We start from the raw sequence: 14,977 nt of genomic DNA on the forward strand, positions 1-14,977 counted from the left end.
ACCGCGCGGACGATGTCGAACTGATCGCCGACGAGCTGATCACCAACGTCCTGATGCACACCGAGGGCTCCGCGATCGTCACCCTCAGGGCGCGATGGTAGACGCCCACATGGACGTCTACACCTCGGGCCCCGCGCAGCTCGGCGGCCCGCTCGCCGACGAGGTCGCCCCGGTGTGGCAGAACACCGCCGCCCCGTACGGCCCCGCGTTCATGGGCGTGGCCTCGCTGCTGTCCGGACTGACCCGCGGCGAACTCCCCGCCGGTCTCTTCGGGATGCGGCTGGTGGCGCTGCTCGGCGTCGGCCTGATGGCGGCCGCCCTGCCCCGGCTCGCCCGGCACAGCGGCGCCGACCCGGCCGCCGCCCTCTGGCTCGGCGCCCTCAACCCGCTGGTGCTGCTGCACCTGGTCGCCGGCGCCCACAACGACGCGATCATGCTCGGTCTGCTCGGCCTCGGTCTGGTCGCGGCGCTCGGCCGCTGGCCGGTCCTCGGCGCGGTGCTCGTCACGCTCGCCGCGCTGGTCAAGGCGCCCGCCGCGCTGGGGCTGCTCGCGGTGATCGTCGTACAGGCGCGCAAGGGCCGCAGTCCCGTGCGGGCCACCCTGACGACGGCGCTCGCCTCCGGGGCGACGACGGTGGTCGCGACCGCCGTCGCCGGGACCGGGTACGGGTGGATAAGAGCGCTCGACACGCCGGTCTCCCCGCACAACTGGGCGCTCAGCAGCCTGCTCGGCCGGGCCACGGGCCGGGTCCTCGCACACTTCGGCAGCGATCTGGCGCCGCTCGCCGTCCCGGCCTGGCACCTGCTCGGGCTCGCGCTCACCGCGGTGACCGTGCTGCTGATCTGGGTCCGGCTGCGGCCCCGCCCGGTCTACGCCCTCGGCCTGAGCCTCGCCGCGGTCGCCGCCTTCGGGCCCGCGATCCGCCCCTGGTACGCCATCTGGGGCCTCTTCCTCATAGCGGCCGCGGCACCCAGCACCTCGGTACGGCACCGGGTGGCCGCCGTCACCGGCGTGCTCGCCCTCGCCGTGCTGCCCAGCGGCGGCCCCGCCGACATCGGCCAGCTGGTCCTCGCCGTCTCCGGCGGGATGCTCGGCGTGGTCGTGCTCTGGCAGGCCCGCCAGGCGGCGCAGGCCCCGGCACTGGGGCGTACGGCATGAGCGGGCCGCGGACCGATCGGGGCAGACTGCTCCTCGTCCTGGTCCTCGCCGCCGCCGTGACCGTGTTCACGGCCACCGTGCCGCTGCTGCGCGACTGGTTCGACCTGCGCGTGTACTACGGCACCGTGCACACCTGGGTGCACCACGGCGGCCGGATCTACGACTACCGGGTGCCCGGCACGGAGTACGGCTTCACCTATCCGCCGTTCGCCGCGCTCGGCATGCTGCCCATGGCGCTGGTCGGGCTGGACCTGGCCATCGCGGCCTCGCTGCTGCTGAACCTGGCCGCGCTGGCGTTCGTGCTGCGCATCCTGGCCGGGCCGGGCTGGCGTCGCTGGGGCTGGTACCGCTGGGCGCTTGCGCTGTGCGCGCTGGCGCTGTTCGAGCCGCTGCGGGACACCTTCAGCTTCGGCCAGGTGAACCTGATACTGCTGGCCCTGGTGCTCGCGGACTGCTGTCTGCTGCGCAGCGGGCGGGGCCGCTGGGCCGGGGCCGGCATCGGTCTCGCCGCCGCCGTCAAACTCACGCCGGCCCTGTTCCTCCTCATGTTGCTGATCGGCCGCAAGTGGCGGGCCGCCGGTGTCGCGACGGCCGTGGCGCTCGCCGCGACCGGGCTCGCCGCCTGGGCCGACCCGAGGGCGTCCCGCTTCTACTGGACGCAGGCGCTCTGGGACACCAGCCGGGTCGGCCGACTCGACTACGTGTCCAACCAGTCGCTCCAGGGCGTGCTGGCCCGGCTCGGTCATCCGGACAAGTCGCTGTGGGCGGTCGTCGTCCTGCTCACGCTGGCCGTGTGGGCGTGGCGGACCCGCCGGGCGGTGGCCGCCGGGGACTGGACGGCTGCCTTCGCGCTCACCGGTCTCACCGCCTGCCTGGTCAGCCCGATCACCTGGGTGCACCACCTGGTGTGGGTGCTGCCGTCGTTCGTGATCCTGGCCCGCGCCGGGCATCCGCGGATCGCGGGCGCCCTGTACGCGGTGATGTGCACCAGCGTGGTGTGGCTGTGGTTCGACGACGCGTCCGGCATCGACGGGTTCCTCGGCAGCAACCTCTACACCTGGATCACGCTGGGTCTGCTGTTCGGCCTGCCCGCGGGTCAGCCGCGGCCGGTCGGATCGGAGCCCTCGGACCGGCCGCAGCCCTCGGACCGGCCGGCGCGGTCGCCCCGGAGCCGCATCGCCAGGGTCACCGCCCCCGCGCCGAGCGCCGCGCACGCCAGGACGACGGCCGTGTCCGGCCAGCCGGAGCCGTTCTCCGGTGCCGTGGCCGCCGCCATCGGCACGGTGCTCGGACCCGGCCGCGGGGCGGGCCGCAGCGCGTCCAGCGAGCCCACCGGATCGACCCGTCCGGCCGCGCCGAAGCCCCAGTCGAGCAGCTGACGGGCCTCGTCGTACACCCCGCCGTCCTGGGGGTTCAGCACCGTCACCACCAGGGTCCGGCCGCCCCGCCGGGCGGCGGCGACCAGGGTGTTGCCGGCGTTGCTGGTGTAGCCGTTCTTGATCCCGATCATGCCGGGGTAGCGCTCGACGCCGTCCTCACCGGTCAGCAGCCGGTTGGTGTTCTCGATGCCGAAGGACCAGCCGCCGCCGGCCGGGAAGCGGGCCTCGGCGGTGGAGCAGTAGCGGGCGAAGTCGGGATTGCGCAGCCCGGCCCGGCCGAACACCGCCAGGTCGTAGGCCGAGGAGACCTGGCCCGGTGCGTCGTAGCCGTCGGGGGACTCCACATGCGTGTCCAGGGCGCCCAGGGAGCGGGCCTTGCCCTGCATCAGGGTGACGGTGCGCTCCCAGCCGCCGTCGAGCGCGGCCAGGACGTGCACGGCGTCGTTGCCCGAACTGAGGAAGACGCCCCGCCACAGGTCCGCCACCCGGTAGGTGTGCCCCTCCTCGACGCCGACCAGGCTGCTGCCCTCCTCGACGTCCGCCAGTTCCTCGGAGGTCACCCGGTGTTCCAGGCCGGCGGGCAGCACCGGCAGCACGGTGAGCGCGAACAGGGTCTTCAGCGTGCTGGCCGGCGGCAGCCTGCGGTGTGCCTGGTGCGCCGCCAGCACCTGACCCGTGTCCGCGTCGGCCACCAGCCAGGAGAGCGCGGAGACGTCCGGGACCGCGGGTGCCCCGGCGTGCGGCCGGACCTGGACGCCGGAGTGGTAGAGCAGCGCCGGCCCGGGCACCGCCGCCCCCGGGGCGGGCGCGGTGGCCTCCGCGGCGGCCGTGGCGGGCGCGAGTGCCAGCAGCCCGGCCAGACAGAGGGCACAGGTGGACACCGTCGCCCGGCGCGGGAATCGGTCAGTCAATCCGATCGTCATACGGTCAACGTAGGAACGGTGGCGTCCTACGGCGCGTGGCCTGGGCCGGATGGACGCGCTGAGCAACCCGGATGACGCACGCGGGGCGTCCTCCGGCGTCGGCCCGGCGCGAGGCGTCCGGCGTCAGCCCGTCGGCAGGGTCGGCTGGACCCGGCGCAGGAAGGTGGCGTTGTCCGGGGTCTCCCGCATCCGCTGCAGGAGCGTCTCCAGGCCGCCCGGGGCGCCCTCCCGACCCTGCAGGGCCCGGCGCAGTCCGTGGACGACGGCCAACTCGGCCGGAGCGAGCAGGAGTTCCTCGCGGCGGGTGCCGGAGGGGGCGATGTCCAGGGCGGGGAACACCCGCCGGGAGGCAAGCTCGCGGTCCAGGCGCAGTTCCATGTTGCCGGTGCTCTTCAGCTCCTCGAAGAAGTAGCCGTCGGCCCGGGAACCGGTGTCCACCAGGACGGTGGCGAGGATGGTGAGCGAGCCGCCCTCCTCGGCCTTGCGGGCGGCACCGAAGAACCGCTTGGGGCCCAGCAGCGCGCCGGCGTCGACACCGCCGCTGAGCGTACGGCCGGTGGCGGCGGCCGCGTTGTTGTGGGCCCGGCACAGCCGGGTCAGCGAGTCGAGCAGGATGACGACGTCCCTGCCGTCCTCGACGAGCCGCTTGGCGCGCTCGACGACGAGTTCGGCCAGGGCGATGTGCTCCCTGGCGGGCCGGTCGAAGGTGGACGCGTACACCTCGCCGCGCACCGAGCGCCGCATGTCGGTGACTTCCTCGGGGCGCTCGTCGAGCAGCAGCACCATCAGATGGGCCTCGGGGTGGTTGCCGGCGACGGCGGCCGCGAACTGCTGGAGCAGCACGGTCTTGCCGGTCTTCGGCGGGGCCACGATCAGTCCGCGCTGCCCCTTGCCGACGGGCGTGAACAGGTCGGCGACCCGTCCGGCGAGCCCGGCCGCCGGATGCTCCAGCCGGATTCGCTCGCTCGGGTGCAGCGGGGTCAGGTCGCGGAAGTGCCGCCGGCCGCGCAGTTCCTCGGGGGTACGGCCGTTGACGCGCGTGATCTCGGTCAGCGTGCGCCGGTCGCCCCGGACGCCCTCGACGAGGTCGCCCCTGCGCAGGCCGTGACGGCGGATCAGGGCGGGGGAGACCTGTGGGTCGCCGGGGGAGGACAGGCAGCTCGGGGCTCGCAGCTGCCCCTTCCCGGCCGCGTCCATGTCGAGGACACCGGTGACGGGCCGGGTGGCGGGCTGCGCCTGCTGCTGTACGGGAGGTTCGAGTGTGGTGGTCATGAGAGGGGTCCTTTCGAGGACGGGAAGACATGAGAAGAAGGGGGAGCGGGCCGCGAGCGGGAGGGCGTACGCGCAGGCCTCCGTGCGGCGGGAACGGCACCTCGGGACCGGCATGGAAGCCCTGGTCAGGAGGTGGTGCAGAGAACCCGGCGGCCGGTCGCTGAGCGACGGACGGCACGGTTGGAGGAAGGGGAACCGCACTCGGCGCCCGATGTCGGGGCGACCGTACGTGCTGATCGCATTATACCCGGGGTTCCGGCAGCGTCAACCTGGAGCCGTGCACTGATATTCCCGGCCGGCCGGCTTCGTCGGCAGCGGCGGCCCCGCTCTCACGGACGTCCGGGCGCACGGGGCGCATATACCAGCCATACGAACCCCCGATGGCCCTTCCCCGACGCATTCGATCGTCTTCGAGCCGCGCCGGCCGCTGACGGGCGGCCTGCTGCCGATGGCCGCGGGACAGTTCTGGATCGCCGCGTTGCCGATCACCACCACCTCGCTGGCCGCGCTCATCGGCCCGGTGCTGCTGCTCGGCTGGATTGCGTGCTCCCCGCGGATGTCCGGAGTCGATAACAGTCCTGCTGCCACCGGGACTTGATGTCGGGTTATGCCTTATCTTCACGACATGTCCACGCCACCGCAGGAGCCTCCCGCCTCTCCGCAGCAGCCCGAACCCGCCTCTCCGCAGCAACCCGCATCGGCTGCCCCGCAGCAGCCCGTGGCGCCGCCGCAGCCGACCGCCTACCCGTACCCGAACCCGCAGTCGCCGGCCCCGCCGAACCCCTACGCCCAGCCGGCCCTCGTCAACCAGCCCGCGCAGCCGACGTCGGCCAACCCCTACGCCGTACAGCCCGGTTACGGCTACCCGCCGCCGGCCGCACCGCCGTCCGGCCGGGGCAGCGCCGCCGGGAGAGCGGTGCTGTGGGCCGTCGTCGGCGCGGTGGCCGCCTCCGCCGCCTGGGCGGGCGGCCTCTTCCTGACCGGCGGCTTCGGGACCGCCGCCGACCTGCGCGGCTACCAGGCGCCCGGGAACCTGTGCTCGGGCGCGGACTACTCGTCGTTCAAGGACGAGTACCCGGTGGACGACTCCGCCCCGACCAAGAACACGCTGAGAGACCCTGCGCTGGACGAGAGTTCCTGCAGTCTCAGCCTCAAGAAGACCGGGTCCACGTACGCGGACGCCTATCTGTCCATGCAGGTCGATCTGCACAAGAAGACCGACCCGGGACCGGAGTTCACGGCCACCTGGAAGAACTACGGCGACAGCCACACCGATTACGACGTGACGCCGGTGCGGGGCATAGGCGACGAGGCCTACCTGGTCACCGAGGACACCAGCAACGGCTCCACCACCAGCGGCTCGCGGTACGCGACGCTCGCGGTGCGGGACGGCTGGACGACGTACACGATGAGCTACAGCGCGTACCTGTCGTCGTACGAGAGCGACACGAACCCGCCGGCGCTGGGTGACGTGACGGGCTGGCTGAAGACCGACACCAAGTCCACGCTGGAGCAGCTCAAGGGCTGACGCTCAGACCCGGTCGAGGGCGTCGGTGACCGCCTTCACCGGGCCGTGCGCGGCATAGCCGCCGTCGACGGTGCCCGGGCGGCCCTGGGGCGTCATGGCGAGGTGGGCGGCGACGAACACCGGGTCGGCAGTCGCCGACATGGTCCTGACGTTGGAGGACTCCCGTGGCGAGGGCGTCATCTCGACGACCAGGGCCAGGCACCGGGTGTCCTCGACCGACGCGTCCACCTTCTATGCACTCACCCTCGCCGCCGGCTCCACGTACGCGGGTGCCTTCACGCTCACCGCGCCGTTCCGGCGCCGGGTGCTCCCGTAAGCTGACCGGATGTTCAGCCCCGAAGGACCGAGTCTCCGAGAACTCGCCGTGCAGGCGCTGTCCTCGGTCGAGCGCGGCTACGACCTGCTGGCCCCGAAGTTCGACCACACCCCCTTCCGGACGCCGGACACGGTCCTGGAGTCGGTCGCGAAGGTGCTCACCCCGCTCGGCCCGTACGCGGACGGCCTCGACCTGTGCTGCGGCACCGGCGCCGGTCTGGACGTGCTGGCCCAGGTGTGCCGGAGAAGTGTCACCGGCGTCGACTTCAGCGCCGGCATGCTCGACGTCGCCCGGCGGCTGCCCCCGCCCGACGGTCCCGACGTCACCTGGGTGCAGGCCGACGCCCGGGCCCTGCCGTTCGGGCCGGCCTTCGACCTGGTCGTCAGCTTCGGGGCGTTCGGGCACTTCCTGCCCCGGGAGCTGCCCGGTCTCTTCGGCCAGGTCCACTCGGTGCTGCGACCGGGCGGCACCTTCGCCTTCCCGGTGGTGGCGCCGCCCCGCCCCGGCAGCCCCGTGTTCTGGACGCTGCTCGGTTTCGACGCCGTGATGCGGGTGCGCAACGCCCTGTGGCGACCGCCGTTCGTCATGTACTACCGGGCCGTCCGGCTCGGCGACGTGCTGGGCGGGCTGGCGCGGGCGGGGTTCGCGACCGACCTGTACGCACTGCCCGGGTTCGGCCGCCGCGACGACGGCGGCCCGCGCGCCCGGCTGGTCGTGGCCCGCCGGGCTCAGCCCACGGCGGGCACCGTGAACTCGTAGACCAGCGTGTCCTGCTGGGCGTCCACCACCAGGTCGGTGATCTCCAGCGGGCGGGCGTACTGGTCGTGCACCCGGCGGGTCACCCGGACCGTGGCCGCGTCGGCGACCTGGGTGATCGAGTCCCGGTGGTGCAGGGCCAGGCCCGCCTTGCGCATCCAGTCGTAGGCGCGGCGCAGCTGCGCGGTGGTGCCGTCGGCCCGGTCCCGGTACCGGCCCAGCTCCTCGACCTCGGTCAGGGCCACCGCCGAGAAGGAGGTCACGGCGGTGCGCAGGGCCCGGCCGTCGGGTGCCGCGGACTCGTAGCGGTGCACCAGGGTCGGCCGGTGCGGGGCCAGCCCGAGTGCCACCGCGTGCTCGGGCGGCGGCTCCTCCCAGGCCACCGTGGTCCGGTCGACCGCGCCGTGGTCCGCGGTCCCGGCGCCGACCGGGAAGGCCAGGCAGACGGGCGTCTCCACCGGCCGGCCGGGCAGCGTGGCGTGACTGCCCCGCCGGTCGGTGCTGACCAGTCCGCTGCGCCGCAGTACCTCCAGCGCCTGCCGGACGGTCTCCCGGCTCACTTCGAAGTGCCGGGCCAACTCCCGCTCCGACGGCAGTCGTTCACCTGGTGGGACGGTGCCGTCGTGCAGTTCGCCGAGGAGCCGTGTAGCGATCCGCCAGTAAAGAGGCTGTCCTTCGCTCTCGGATCCGCCCGCGGGTTCGATCTCGGGACGGACGTGCGGGATGGTGCGGGTCATGCCGGTGCGGGCCATGCCGCGGCCTCCTGTGGATGACAAGACGTAGCCGTGCGGGTTCGGTGCGCGACCACATCTAGCATTGGTCTAAACCATCAGGGAAGGGTGGCCCACGGGATTCGGCCGAATCCGCACCGGCCTCACAGGCTCGCGTACACGGCGGCCACCAGGGCCGTCTTGCGCGGGTCGTCCGCGATCCGCGGTCCCATGCGGTTCATGACGTATCCGAGCGAGACACCCGCCTCCGGGTCGGCCAGCCCGCAGGAACCGCCGAACCCGTCGTGTCCGACGGCCCGCGGGTTCGGCCCGTACGAGCCGTTCGCGCCGCTCAGCCACAGCCCGAGCGCGACCTCGGTCTCGTGCTCGAAACCGGCCCCGAGCACCAGGTCGCGGCAGCTGCCCTGGCCGTCACGCGCCCGTTCGGCGGCCTCGGGCGACAGCAGGCGCAGTCCGGCGTACTCGCCCCGGCCCGCGAACACGCCGTACAGCGCGGCGACCGCCCGGGCGGTGCCGTGCCCGTTGGCCGCCGGGATCTCGGCCGCCCGCCACTCGGGGGTGTTCGCCGCCGACGCACCCACCCCCGGGTTGGCGAGGGCCGCCACCGCGGCGGGCGCCAACTGGCTGAAGACCGCGGCCTGTTCGCTGTCCGACAGGACCCGCGGGTGGGACAGCTCGGCCGCCCGACCTGACTTCGCCGCCGGCAGCCCGACGGTGAAGTCGATCCCCAGCGGCCCGGTCACCTCCCGCTCCAGGAACGCCCCCGGCAACAGCCCCGACACCCGCCGCACCACTTCGCCGACCAGGAAGCCGTAGGTCAGCGCGTGATACCCGGACCTGGTCCCCGGCTCCCACCAGGGCTCCGTCGCCGCCAGCCGCGCGGTCGTCAACTCCCAGTCGTACAACTGCTGGAGAGAGTGCGGCTCGCGCAGACCGGACAGGCCGGCGCGGTGCGACAGCAGATGGCGGACCAGGACCCGCTCCTTGCCCGCCGCCGCGAACTCGGGCCAGTACTCCGCCACCGGTGCGTCGAGGTCCAGCAGCCCCCGGTCGGCGAGGATGTGCGCGCACAAGGCCACCGGCCCCTTGGTCGTGGACCAGACGTTGACCAGGGTGTCCCGCTCCCACGGCCGGGTCCGCGCCGGATCGGCCCAGCCGCCCCACAGATCCACCACCGTCTCGCCGCCGACCGTCACCGCGACGGCGGCGCCCAGCTCGTCCCGGTCCCGGAAGTTCTCCTCGAACGCCTTGCGCACCGCCGTGAAACGCGGTGCGCAGTGACCCTGGACCTGTGCCTCGTGCTCGGACATGCGTCCTCCGTCGTACGCCGGAACGCCGGGCCGCGACGCTGCGGCCCGTGCGACCAGAACGTACCGACTGGTCGGACCGGAGGGAAGATCGGGGACGGCCCGGCCTCGCGGCTCTTCACGGGCCGCCCTGCTCAGGCGTACGAACGCAGCCAGCGCACCTTGGCCGCCTCGTGGTACGGGCCGCCGCCCTCGTGGTCGTTGAAGTCGTACACCTCGATGGCCTTGTCCTCGTGCGCCCAGGCGTTGAACGCCGCGAAGACGGTGGAGGGCGGGCAGGTCTGGTCTTCCAGGGCCGCCGAGAACAGCGCCGGGGCCCGGCCGCGTGCCGCGAAGTGCACACCGTCGAAGTAGGAGAGGGTGCGCTGGACGTCCGCCGAGCGGCCGCGGTGGGTCTTCAGGAACAGACCGATCTCCCGGTACGGGTGACGATCCGTCAGAGTGGTGGCCCGTGGGAAGTCGCACAGGAACGGCACGTCCGGTGCGACGGCGGCCAGGTCCGCGACCAGACCGCCGACCGCGATGGTGATCCCGCCGCCCTGGCTCGCGCCGAGTGCCACGGTCCGCGCCGCGTCGGTCAGCGGGTGCGAGCGCGCCGCCTCGACCGCGCGGACGGCGTCCGTGTACACCCGCCGGTAGTAGTAGTTCTCGGGCGCGTCGAGGCCGCGGGTCATGAACCCGGGGTATGCCGGCGCGCCGCCCACCGGGTCGGCGGTGCCGCCCCCGCCGCCCCATGCGCTGCCCTGGCCCCGGGTGTCCATCACGAAGTGCGCCCGGCCGGTCGAGGCCCACAGCAGGTTCTCGTGCGGCAGTCCGCGTCCGCCGCCGTAGCCGATGAACTCCACGATCAGCGGCAGCGGTTCGGCGGCGCCGGCCGGCAGCCGGAGCCAGCCCTTGACCGGGTGACCGCCGAACCCGGCGAACGTCACGTCGTAGACGTCGACCGTGGACAGCCCGGTGTCGACCGGCTCGAAGCGGGCGTCGAGAGCGTGCTCACGGGCCTCCTGGAGCGTCTTGGACCAGAAGGCGTCGAAGTCGTCGGGCGCCACCGACGCACTGCGGTGGTCGCGCAACTCGTCGAGAGGAAGGTCGAACAGGGCCATCAACAACCGCCTTGGTGAAGGGAAGACGCGGATGATCACACCGTACGTGGGTGGTTCGGCGGCTCGCCAGAGCGCGGCGACGGCGCCGGCCGCGGCCGACCCACTGGTCAAGGGCCCGCGGCGGGCGTCGCGAACGGCGCCGAGGAGACCCAGGCGGGGGCGCGTGCAGGTCAGGCGCGTAGGTCAGGCACGCCCACGGGTCCAGTCCGGGCCGGTGCGTGCCCACTCCTGCTCCCACTCGGCGAGCCGGTGTCGCAGCGCCACCCGGCGGACGATGCCGTGGCCGAGCAGCACCACGGCCGCCGCGCCGCCGGCCCCGCACAGGCCCACCGTGACCGTGTGCTGCCAGACGGCGACCTCGTTCGGCGGCGGGGCGACCCCGTGCCCCTGCCGGTCGAACCAGACGTCCACCTCGTCGCCGCCCCTGGTCCCGGCGGGCACCCGGGCGAGGGCGGTGCGGGTGCCCTTGCCGGGCACGGCCCAGCGGACGTCCGCCTGGTAGGCGTGCTCCGCGTCGCCGCCCTGCACCGACGGCAGCTGCTCCGGGGCGTTGCCGACGACCACCGCGCGCACCCGGTGCCGCTCGGCGCGCTCCGCCACGGCCACGGCTCGCGCCTGGCCGTGCGCCCACAGTCCCGCCACCGCCCCGGCGAGCGGCGCACCTGCGCACAGCAGGACGGCGACAACCAGCGCGATCCACGCCTCCACCATGTCCGACCTGCGCCGCAGCGGGTTCTGCCGCCAACGCCAGCCGTGCACCCGGGTACGCATGTCGACCTCCTCGCCGCCACAGGAGCCGAAGGGCCGGACCGCCGGTCCGCAGCTCCCAGCCTGCCCCGCCCGCGCGCGAGCGTCCACAGGGGTCTGGTACCCCGTACGGCACACCGAGCGCACCCTGCGAAGCCACGGGAGCGGAACCGGCCGAAGCGCGCCCGAGGGCACGCGCCGCCCGCGGGTACCGGAGCCCCCGGTGGGTCCCGGAAACGATGTCGACGGATCGCGTACTTCATCGCCCCCTTCGCCGCCGTGCTGCTGTTCGACTTCCACCTCGGCGGCCGTTCCGACCCGTCCCGGACCGCCGGACTCTACGACCGGCGGCGGGTGCCGGACCGGGGGTTCGTCGCCCGGGTCGGCGGCGTCGCCGCGTCGGTGCCGTTCTGGCAGTCCAGCTTCTCCCCTGTGGATGCGGGACGCCGCGGGCCCGTCGGAGCACCACGCCCGGAACCCGACGGCCGCCGCCCGCCCCTTCGTCCGCCGGAACCGCTCCGGCCCAGGTCAGCCCGCCGATCATTGCGGCCGTATGAACGATCCCCGGGTGCGGGAATAGCCGTCCCGCGCACATCCTTGCCGCTGAGTGCCGCTACCGGGACACCGGTGACTGCACCAGAGAGCGAGGAAACACGATGCCCCAGGCGTACGTCTACACCAGGCACGGCGGTCCCGAGGCCGAGGCCTTCGCCGACGTGGACCGGCCCAGTCCAGGCCCCGGCGAACTGCTGATCGCGGTGCGCGCGGCGGGGGTGAACCCCGTCGACTGGAAACTGCGCGGAGGTCTGCGACGGCCCGGCGCCGCGGAGCCCGTGTTCCCGGTCGTCTTCGGGAGCGAGGCCGCCGGTGTCGTCGAGGAACTGGGCGAGGGCGTGACCGGGTTCGCCGTCGGCGACGAGGTCTTCGGCAACACGGCCGGCGGCGCGTTCGCCGAGTACGCCCTGCTGCCGGTGGCGGTGACCGCCCGCAAGCCCGCCGCCCTGTCGTTCACCGACGCCGCCACCCTGCCGGTCGCCGCGGCCACCGCCTACGACGGGGTGCGCCAGCTCGACCTGCCCGAGGGCGGCACCCTGCTGGTCACGGGGGCGGGCGGCGGGGTCGGCGCGGCGGCCGTACAGATCGCCCGTGCCTGGGGCCTGCGGGTCGTGGGTCTGGCGAGCGAGGCGAAGAAGGAGTTCGTCGAGTCGCTGGGCGCCGTGCACGTGCCCTCGGGGCCCGGCCTGGCCGAGCGGGTGCGGGTCGCCGCGCCCGAGGGTGTGGACGGCGTCTACGACCTGGTCGGCGGCGAGGTGCTCGCCGAGGCGGCCGGCCTGCTCGCCGACCGCACCAAGCTGATCACCGCCGGAGCCGCGCCGGAGACCGTCGCCGCCCTGGGCGGCGCCCGGGTCGAACGCGCCCGTACCGCCGCTGTCCTGGACGAGGTGGCCGAACTCGTCGTGGGCGGTGAACTCGACCCGCACGTGTCGGGGACCTTCCCGCTGGACCAGGCCGACCGGGCACTGCGCGCCGTCGAGGACGGGCACACCCGGGGCAAGATCGTGATCGAGGTCGCCGGATGAGCGTTTCCGGCCCCCGCGACAACGCCCCGCACGTCCTCGACAACCCCGCCCTCGCCTCGCTCACCGGCCCGCACGCGCACTTCGCCGAACGGCGCGGCCGCGTCCTGCGCTACCCGGTCGACGTCTCCCCGTGGCTGGCGCTGCCCGACCGGCCCGAGGCCGCCGACTGGGCGGATCTCGCCGCCCTCGCCGGTCCCGGTGCGGAGGTCGGAGTGCCCGGCTACCGCGGCGAACTGCCGGCCGGCTGGGAGCTCACCATGAACATCGCCGGAGTGCAGCTGGTGGACGAGGGGATGGAGACCGCCCCGGAGCCGGCGGCCGTCCGCCTCGGCCCCGCCGACGTACCGGAGATGCTCGACCTGATCGCCCGCACCCGGCCCGGTCCGTTCCTGCCCCGCACCATCGAGATGGGCACCTACCTGGGCATCCGCCGCGAGGGCCGGCTGATAGCCATGGCGGGGGAGCGGCTGCACCCGCCGGGCTGGACGGAGATCAGCGCGGTCTGCACCGACCCCGCCCACCGCGGCGAGGGTCTCGCGACCCGGCTGATCCGTGCCGTCGCGCACGGCATCAGGGAGCGCGGTGAGACCCCGTTCCTGCACACCGGTGCCGACAACACCACGGCCGTCCGGCTGTACGAGTCGCTGGGCTTCCGCCTGCGCCGCCGTACCGCCTTCATCGCCGCCCGGGTGCCCACGACGCTCGGTCAGCCGGCGCCGGTGCCCGCCGACGCGACCGTGTTGTAGCGCTCCAGGTATCCGGCGAACCTGACCAGGTCCTCCTCCGGCCAGTCCGCCAGCCGCTCCCGGAACGCGGTCCGGCGGCTCTGCGTGACCTGGGCGAGGATGTCCTGCCCGGCCGTCGTGAGATGCAGTACCTGGACCCGGTGGTCCTCCGGGTCCAGGCGGCGCTCGATCAGCCCGGTCCGTTCCAGCGCCGCCACCTGCCGGCTGACGGTCGACTTGTCCAGCGCGTAGTGCGCGGCCAGGTCGGTCGCCCGGCAGCCGCCGCTCTCCTCCAGGTGCCCGAGGAGGGTGTACGACACCAGCGACAGCTCGGGGTGCATACGCCCGGCCGAGGCCCGGGCCCGGCGCGCGAAGGCGGTCATCTCGCGCTGGATGGTCTCGACGGCCGTCTCCGCCGCTGTCATGGGAGTACCTCCTCCACGGATCTAGTTGCATAGTACAACTTGAGCGGGGGTTGTATAAGGCGACTTGCGGCGGACCGGGCGGGCCGGGGAGACGGTCGGCGTCCGACCGTCCGAGTGTCCGACGGACGGGCCGGCCTCCGGATAGGCTCTCGGCGATGACTTCACTCACCGACCCGACCACTGTGGCCGCCGCGCTGCGCGCCGCCGGCTGTGTCTTCGCCGAGGACGAGGCGGACCTCATCCTCGCCACCGCCGGCACCCCCCAGGAGCTGGCCGCGATGGTGGCCAGGCGGGCCGCCGGAGAGCCACTCGAGCACGTCCTCGGCTGGGCCGGGTTCCACGGACTGCGCGTACAGGTGGAGCCGGGCGTGTTCGTGCCCCGCCGCCGTACCGAGTTCCTGGTCGACCAGGCCCTGGCGCAGGCCCCCGGCGCATCCGTCGTGGTGGACCTGTGCTGTGGCTCGGGCGCCGTCGGCGCGGCCCTCGCCGCCGCCCTCGGCGACGTCGAACTGCACGCCGCTGACATCGACCCGGTCGCGGTCCGCTGCGCCCGCCGCAACATCGCCCCCTACGGCGGCCACGCCCACCCCGGCGACCTGTACGACGCCCTGCCCACCGGCCTGCGCGGCCGGGTCGGCATCCTCGCGGCCAACGTGCCCTACGTCCCCAGCGCGGAGGTCGGACTGCTGCCCGCCGAGGCCCGCGACCACGAGCCGCTGGTCGCCCTCGATGGCGGCGGCGACGGCCTCGACGTGCTGCGCAGGGTCGTCGCAGCGGCCCCGGAGTGGCTGGCGCCGGGCGGCTGCGTCCTCGTCGAGACGAGCGAACGCCAGGCCGACACCGCCGTCGACACCTTCACCCGCGCCGGACTGACCACCCGCCTCGCGGTGTCGGAGGAGCTGTACGCCAACGTGGTGGTCGGCGTCCGCGACTAGCTTGATCTTTAACCTGCGCGGCGGGGTCGTGGGGTTGTTGACTTCTTCGTTCGCTGTTTCCCGGTGTCTGGTTTGCGGACTGTGTGCACGT

The 14,977-nt window shown here is 73.9% G+C and carries 15 protein-coding genes and 2 pseudogenes; 9 read left to right on the plus strand and 8 right to left on the minus strand.

Going from position 1 to position 14,977, the window contains the following annotated elements:
• Positions 1 to 85: 85 nt before the first annotated feature.
• Together mptB and ABZ646_RS23000 are read left to right on the plus strand one after the other, a co-directional pair.
• Positions 86 to 1,159: pseudogene (gene mptB / locus ABZ646_RS22995) on the plus strand (polyprenol phosphomannose-dependent alpha 1,6 mannosyltransferase MptB); the annotation flags it as partial.
• Positions 1,156 to 2,538: a glycosyltransferase 87 family protein gene (locus ABZ646_RS23000; RefSeq protein WP_360521876.1), complete on the plus strand. Its 1,383-nt coding sequence runs from the start codon at positions 1,156 to 1,158 to the stop codon at positions 2,536 to 2,538. The pseudogene mptB and the gene ABZ646_RS23000, both read left to right, overlap by 4 nt.
• Here the strand turns inward: ABZ646_RS23000 and ABZ646_RS23005 are convergent.
• Positions 2,469 to 3,461 (minus strand): annotated as a pseudogene (locus ABZ646_RS23005) (serine hydrolase); the annotation flags it as partial. The gene ABZ646_RS23000 and the pseudogene ABZ646_RS23005 overlap by 70 nt on opposite strands.
• Positions 3,462 to 3,584: 123 nt before the next feature.
• On the minus strand, positions 3,585 to 4,733 hold the full coding sequence (gene rho, locus ABZ646_RS23010) for a transcription termination factor Rho (protein ID WP_360521879.1): 1,149 nt from the start codon (positions 4,731 to 4,733) through the stop codon (positions 3,585 to 3,587).
• Between the two features lie 448 nt (positions 4,734 to 5,181).
• On the opposite strand from rho, the gene ABZ646_RS23015 reads away from it, so the two are divergent.
• Together ABZ646_RS23015 and ABZ646_RS23020 are read left to right on the plus strand one after the other, a co-directional pair.
• Entirely contained in the window at positions 5,182 to 5,331 is a 150-nt protein-coding gene (locus tag ABZ646_RS23015; protein ID WP_360521882.1) for a hypothetical protein, read from the plus strand.
• A gap of 27 nt (positions 5,332 to 5,358) precedes the next feature.
• Positions 5,359 to 6,261 carry a hypothetical protein gene (locus ABZ646_RS23020; protein WP_360521885.1) on the plus strand — a complete coding sequence of 301 codons (903 nt, stop codon included), beginning with the start codon at positions 5,359 to 5,361 and terminating at the stop codon, positions 6,259 to 6,261.
• A gap of 3 nt (positions 6,262 to 6,264) precedes the next feature.
• Here the strand turns inward: ABZ646_RS23020 and ABZ646_RS23025 are convergent, their stop codons facing one another.
• Positions 6,265 to 6,402 carry a hypothetical protein gene (locus tag ABZ646_RS23025; protein WP_360521888.1) on the minus strand — a complete coding sequence of 46 codons (138 nt, stop codon included), beginning with the start codon at positions 6,400 to 6,402 and terminating at the stop codon, positions 6,265 to 6,267.
• Here ABZ646_RS23025 and ABZ646_RS23030 point away from each other — a divergent pair.
• Both ABZ646_RS23030 and ABZ646_RS23035 read left to right on the plus strand, forming a co-directional pair.
• Positions 6,401 to 6,577: a hypothetical protein gene (locus tag ABZ646_RS23030; protein ID WP_360521891.1), complete on the plus strand. Its 177-nt coding sequence runs from the start codon at positions 6,401 to 6,403 to the stop codon at positions 6,575 to 6,577. The genes ABZ646_RS23025 and ABZ646_RS23030 overlap by 2 nt on opposite strands.
• Before the next feature lie 9 nt (positions 6,578 to 6,586).
• Positions 6,587 to 7,336, plus strand: a complete 750-nt coding sequence (locus tag ABZ646_RS23035) for a class I SAM-dependent methyltransferase (RefSeq protein WP_360521894.1) — start codon at positions 6,587 to 6,589, stop codon at positions 7,334 to 7,336.
• On the opposite strand, the gene ABZ646_RS23040 is transcribed toward ABZ646_RS23035, so the two are convergent.
• The 4 genes from ABZ646_RS23040 to ABZ646_RS23055 all read right to left on the minus strand — a co-directional run bounded on the left by ABZ646_RS23040 (position 7,306) and on the right by ABZ646_RS23055 (position 11,245).
• Positions 7,306 to 8,070, minus strand: coding sequence for a GntR family transcriptional regulator (locus tag ABZ646_RS23040; protein ID WP_360521918.1), 765 nt, complete (start codon positions 8,068 to 8,070; stop codon positions 7,306 to 7,308). The genes ABZ646_RS23035 and ABZ646_RS23040 overlap by 31 nt on opposite strands.
• 137 nt (positions 8,071 to 8,207) lie before the next feature.
• On the minus strand, positions 8,208 to 9,374 hold the full coding sequence (locus tag ABZ646_RS23045) for a serine hydrolase domain-containing protein (protein WP_360521897.1): 1,167 nt from the start codon (positions 9,372 to 9,374) through the stop codon (positions 8,208 to 8,210).
• Between the two features lie 131 nt (positions 9,375 to 9,505).
• Positions 9,506 to 10,474 carry an acetylxylan esterase gene (locus ABZ646_RS23050; protein ID WP_360521900.1) on the minus strand — a complete coding sequence of 323 codons (969 nt, stop codon included), beginning with the start codon at positions 10,472 to 10,474 and terminating at the stop codon, positions 9,506 to 9,508.
• A 183-nt stretch (positions 10,475 to 10,657) separates the two neighbouring features.
• Complete coding sequence (locus ABZ646_RS23055) at positions 10,658 to 11,245, minus strand: hypothetical protein (protein ID WP_360521903.1); 588 nt, start codon at positions 11,243 to 11,245, stop codon at positions 10,658 to 10,660.
• Positions 11,246 to 11,877: 632 nt separating this feature from the next.
• Between ABZ646_RS23055 and ABZ646_RS23060 the strand changes: the two genes are divergently transcribed.
• Together ABZ646_RS23060 and ABZ646_RS23065 are read left to right on the plus strand one after the other, a co-directional pair.
• Positions 11,878 to 12,801 carry an NADP-dependent oxidoreductase gene (locus ABZ646_RS23060; protein WP_360521906.1) on the plus strand — a complete coding sequence of 308 codons (924 nt, stop codon included), beginning with the start codon at positions 11,878 to 11,880 and terminating at the stop codon, positions 12,799 to 12,801.
• On the plus strand, positions 12,798 to 13,547 hold the full coding sequence (locus ABZ646_RS23065; protein WP_360521909.1) for a GNAT family N-acetyltransferase: 750 nt from the start codon (positions 12,798 to 12,800) through the stop codon (positions 13,545 to 13,547). The genes ABZ646_RS23060 and ABZ646_RS23065 overlap by 4 nt, the downstream gene beginning before the upstream one ends.
• Here the strand turns inward: ABZ646_RS23065 and ABZ646_RS23070 are convergent.
• Positions 13,508 to 13,951: a MarR family winged helix-turn-helix transcriptional regulator gene (locus ABZ646_RS23070; RefSeq protein WP_360521912.1), complete on the minus strand. Its 444-nt coding sequence runs from the start codon at positions 13,949 to 13,951 to the stop codon at positions 13,508 to 13,510. The genes ABZ646_RS23065 and ABZ646_RS23070 overlap by 40 nt on opposite strands.
• 155 nt (positions 13,952 to 14,106) lie before the next feature.
• Between ABZ646_RS23070 and ABZ646_RS23075 the strand changes: the two genes are divergently transcribed.
• Entirely contained in the window at positions 14,107 to 14,886 is a 780-nt protein-coding gene (locus tag ABZ646_RS23075) for a putative protein N(5)-glutamine methyltransferase (RefSeq protein WP_360521915.1), read from the plus strand.
• Positions 14,887 to 14,977 lie beyond the last annotated feature (91 nt).

Source organism: Streptomyces sp. NPDC007162, assembly GCF_040634175.1.
GTDB lineage: Bacteria > Actinomycetota > Actinomycetes > Streptomycetales > Streptomycetaceae > Streptomyces.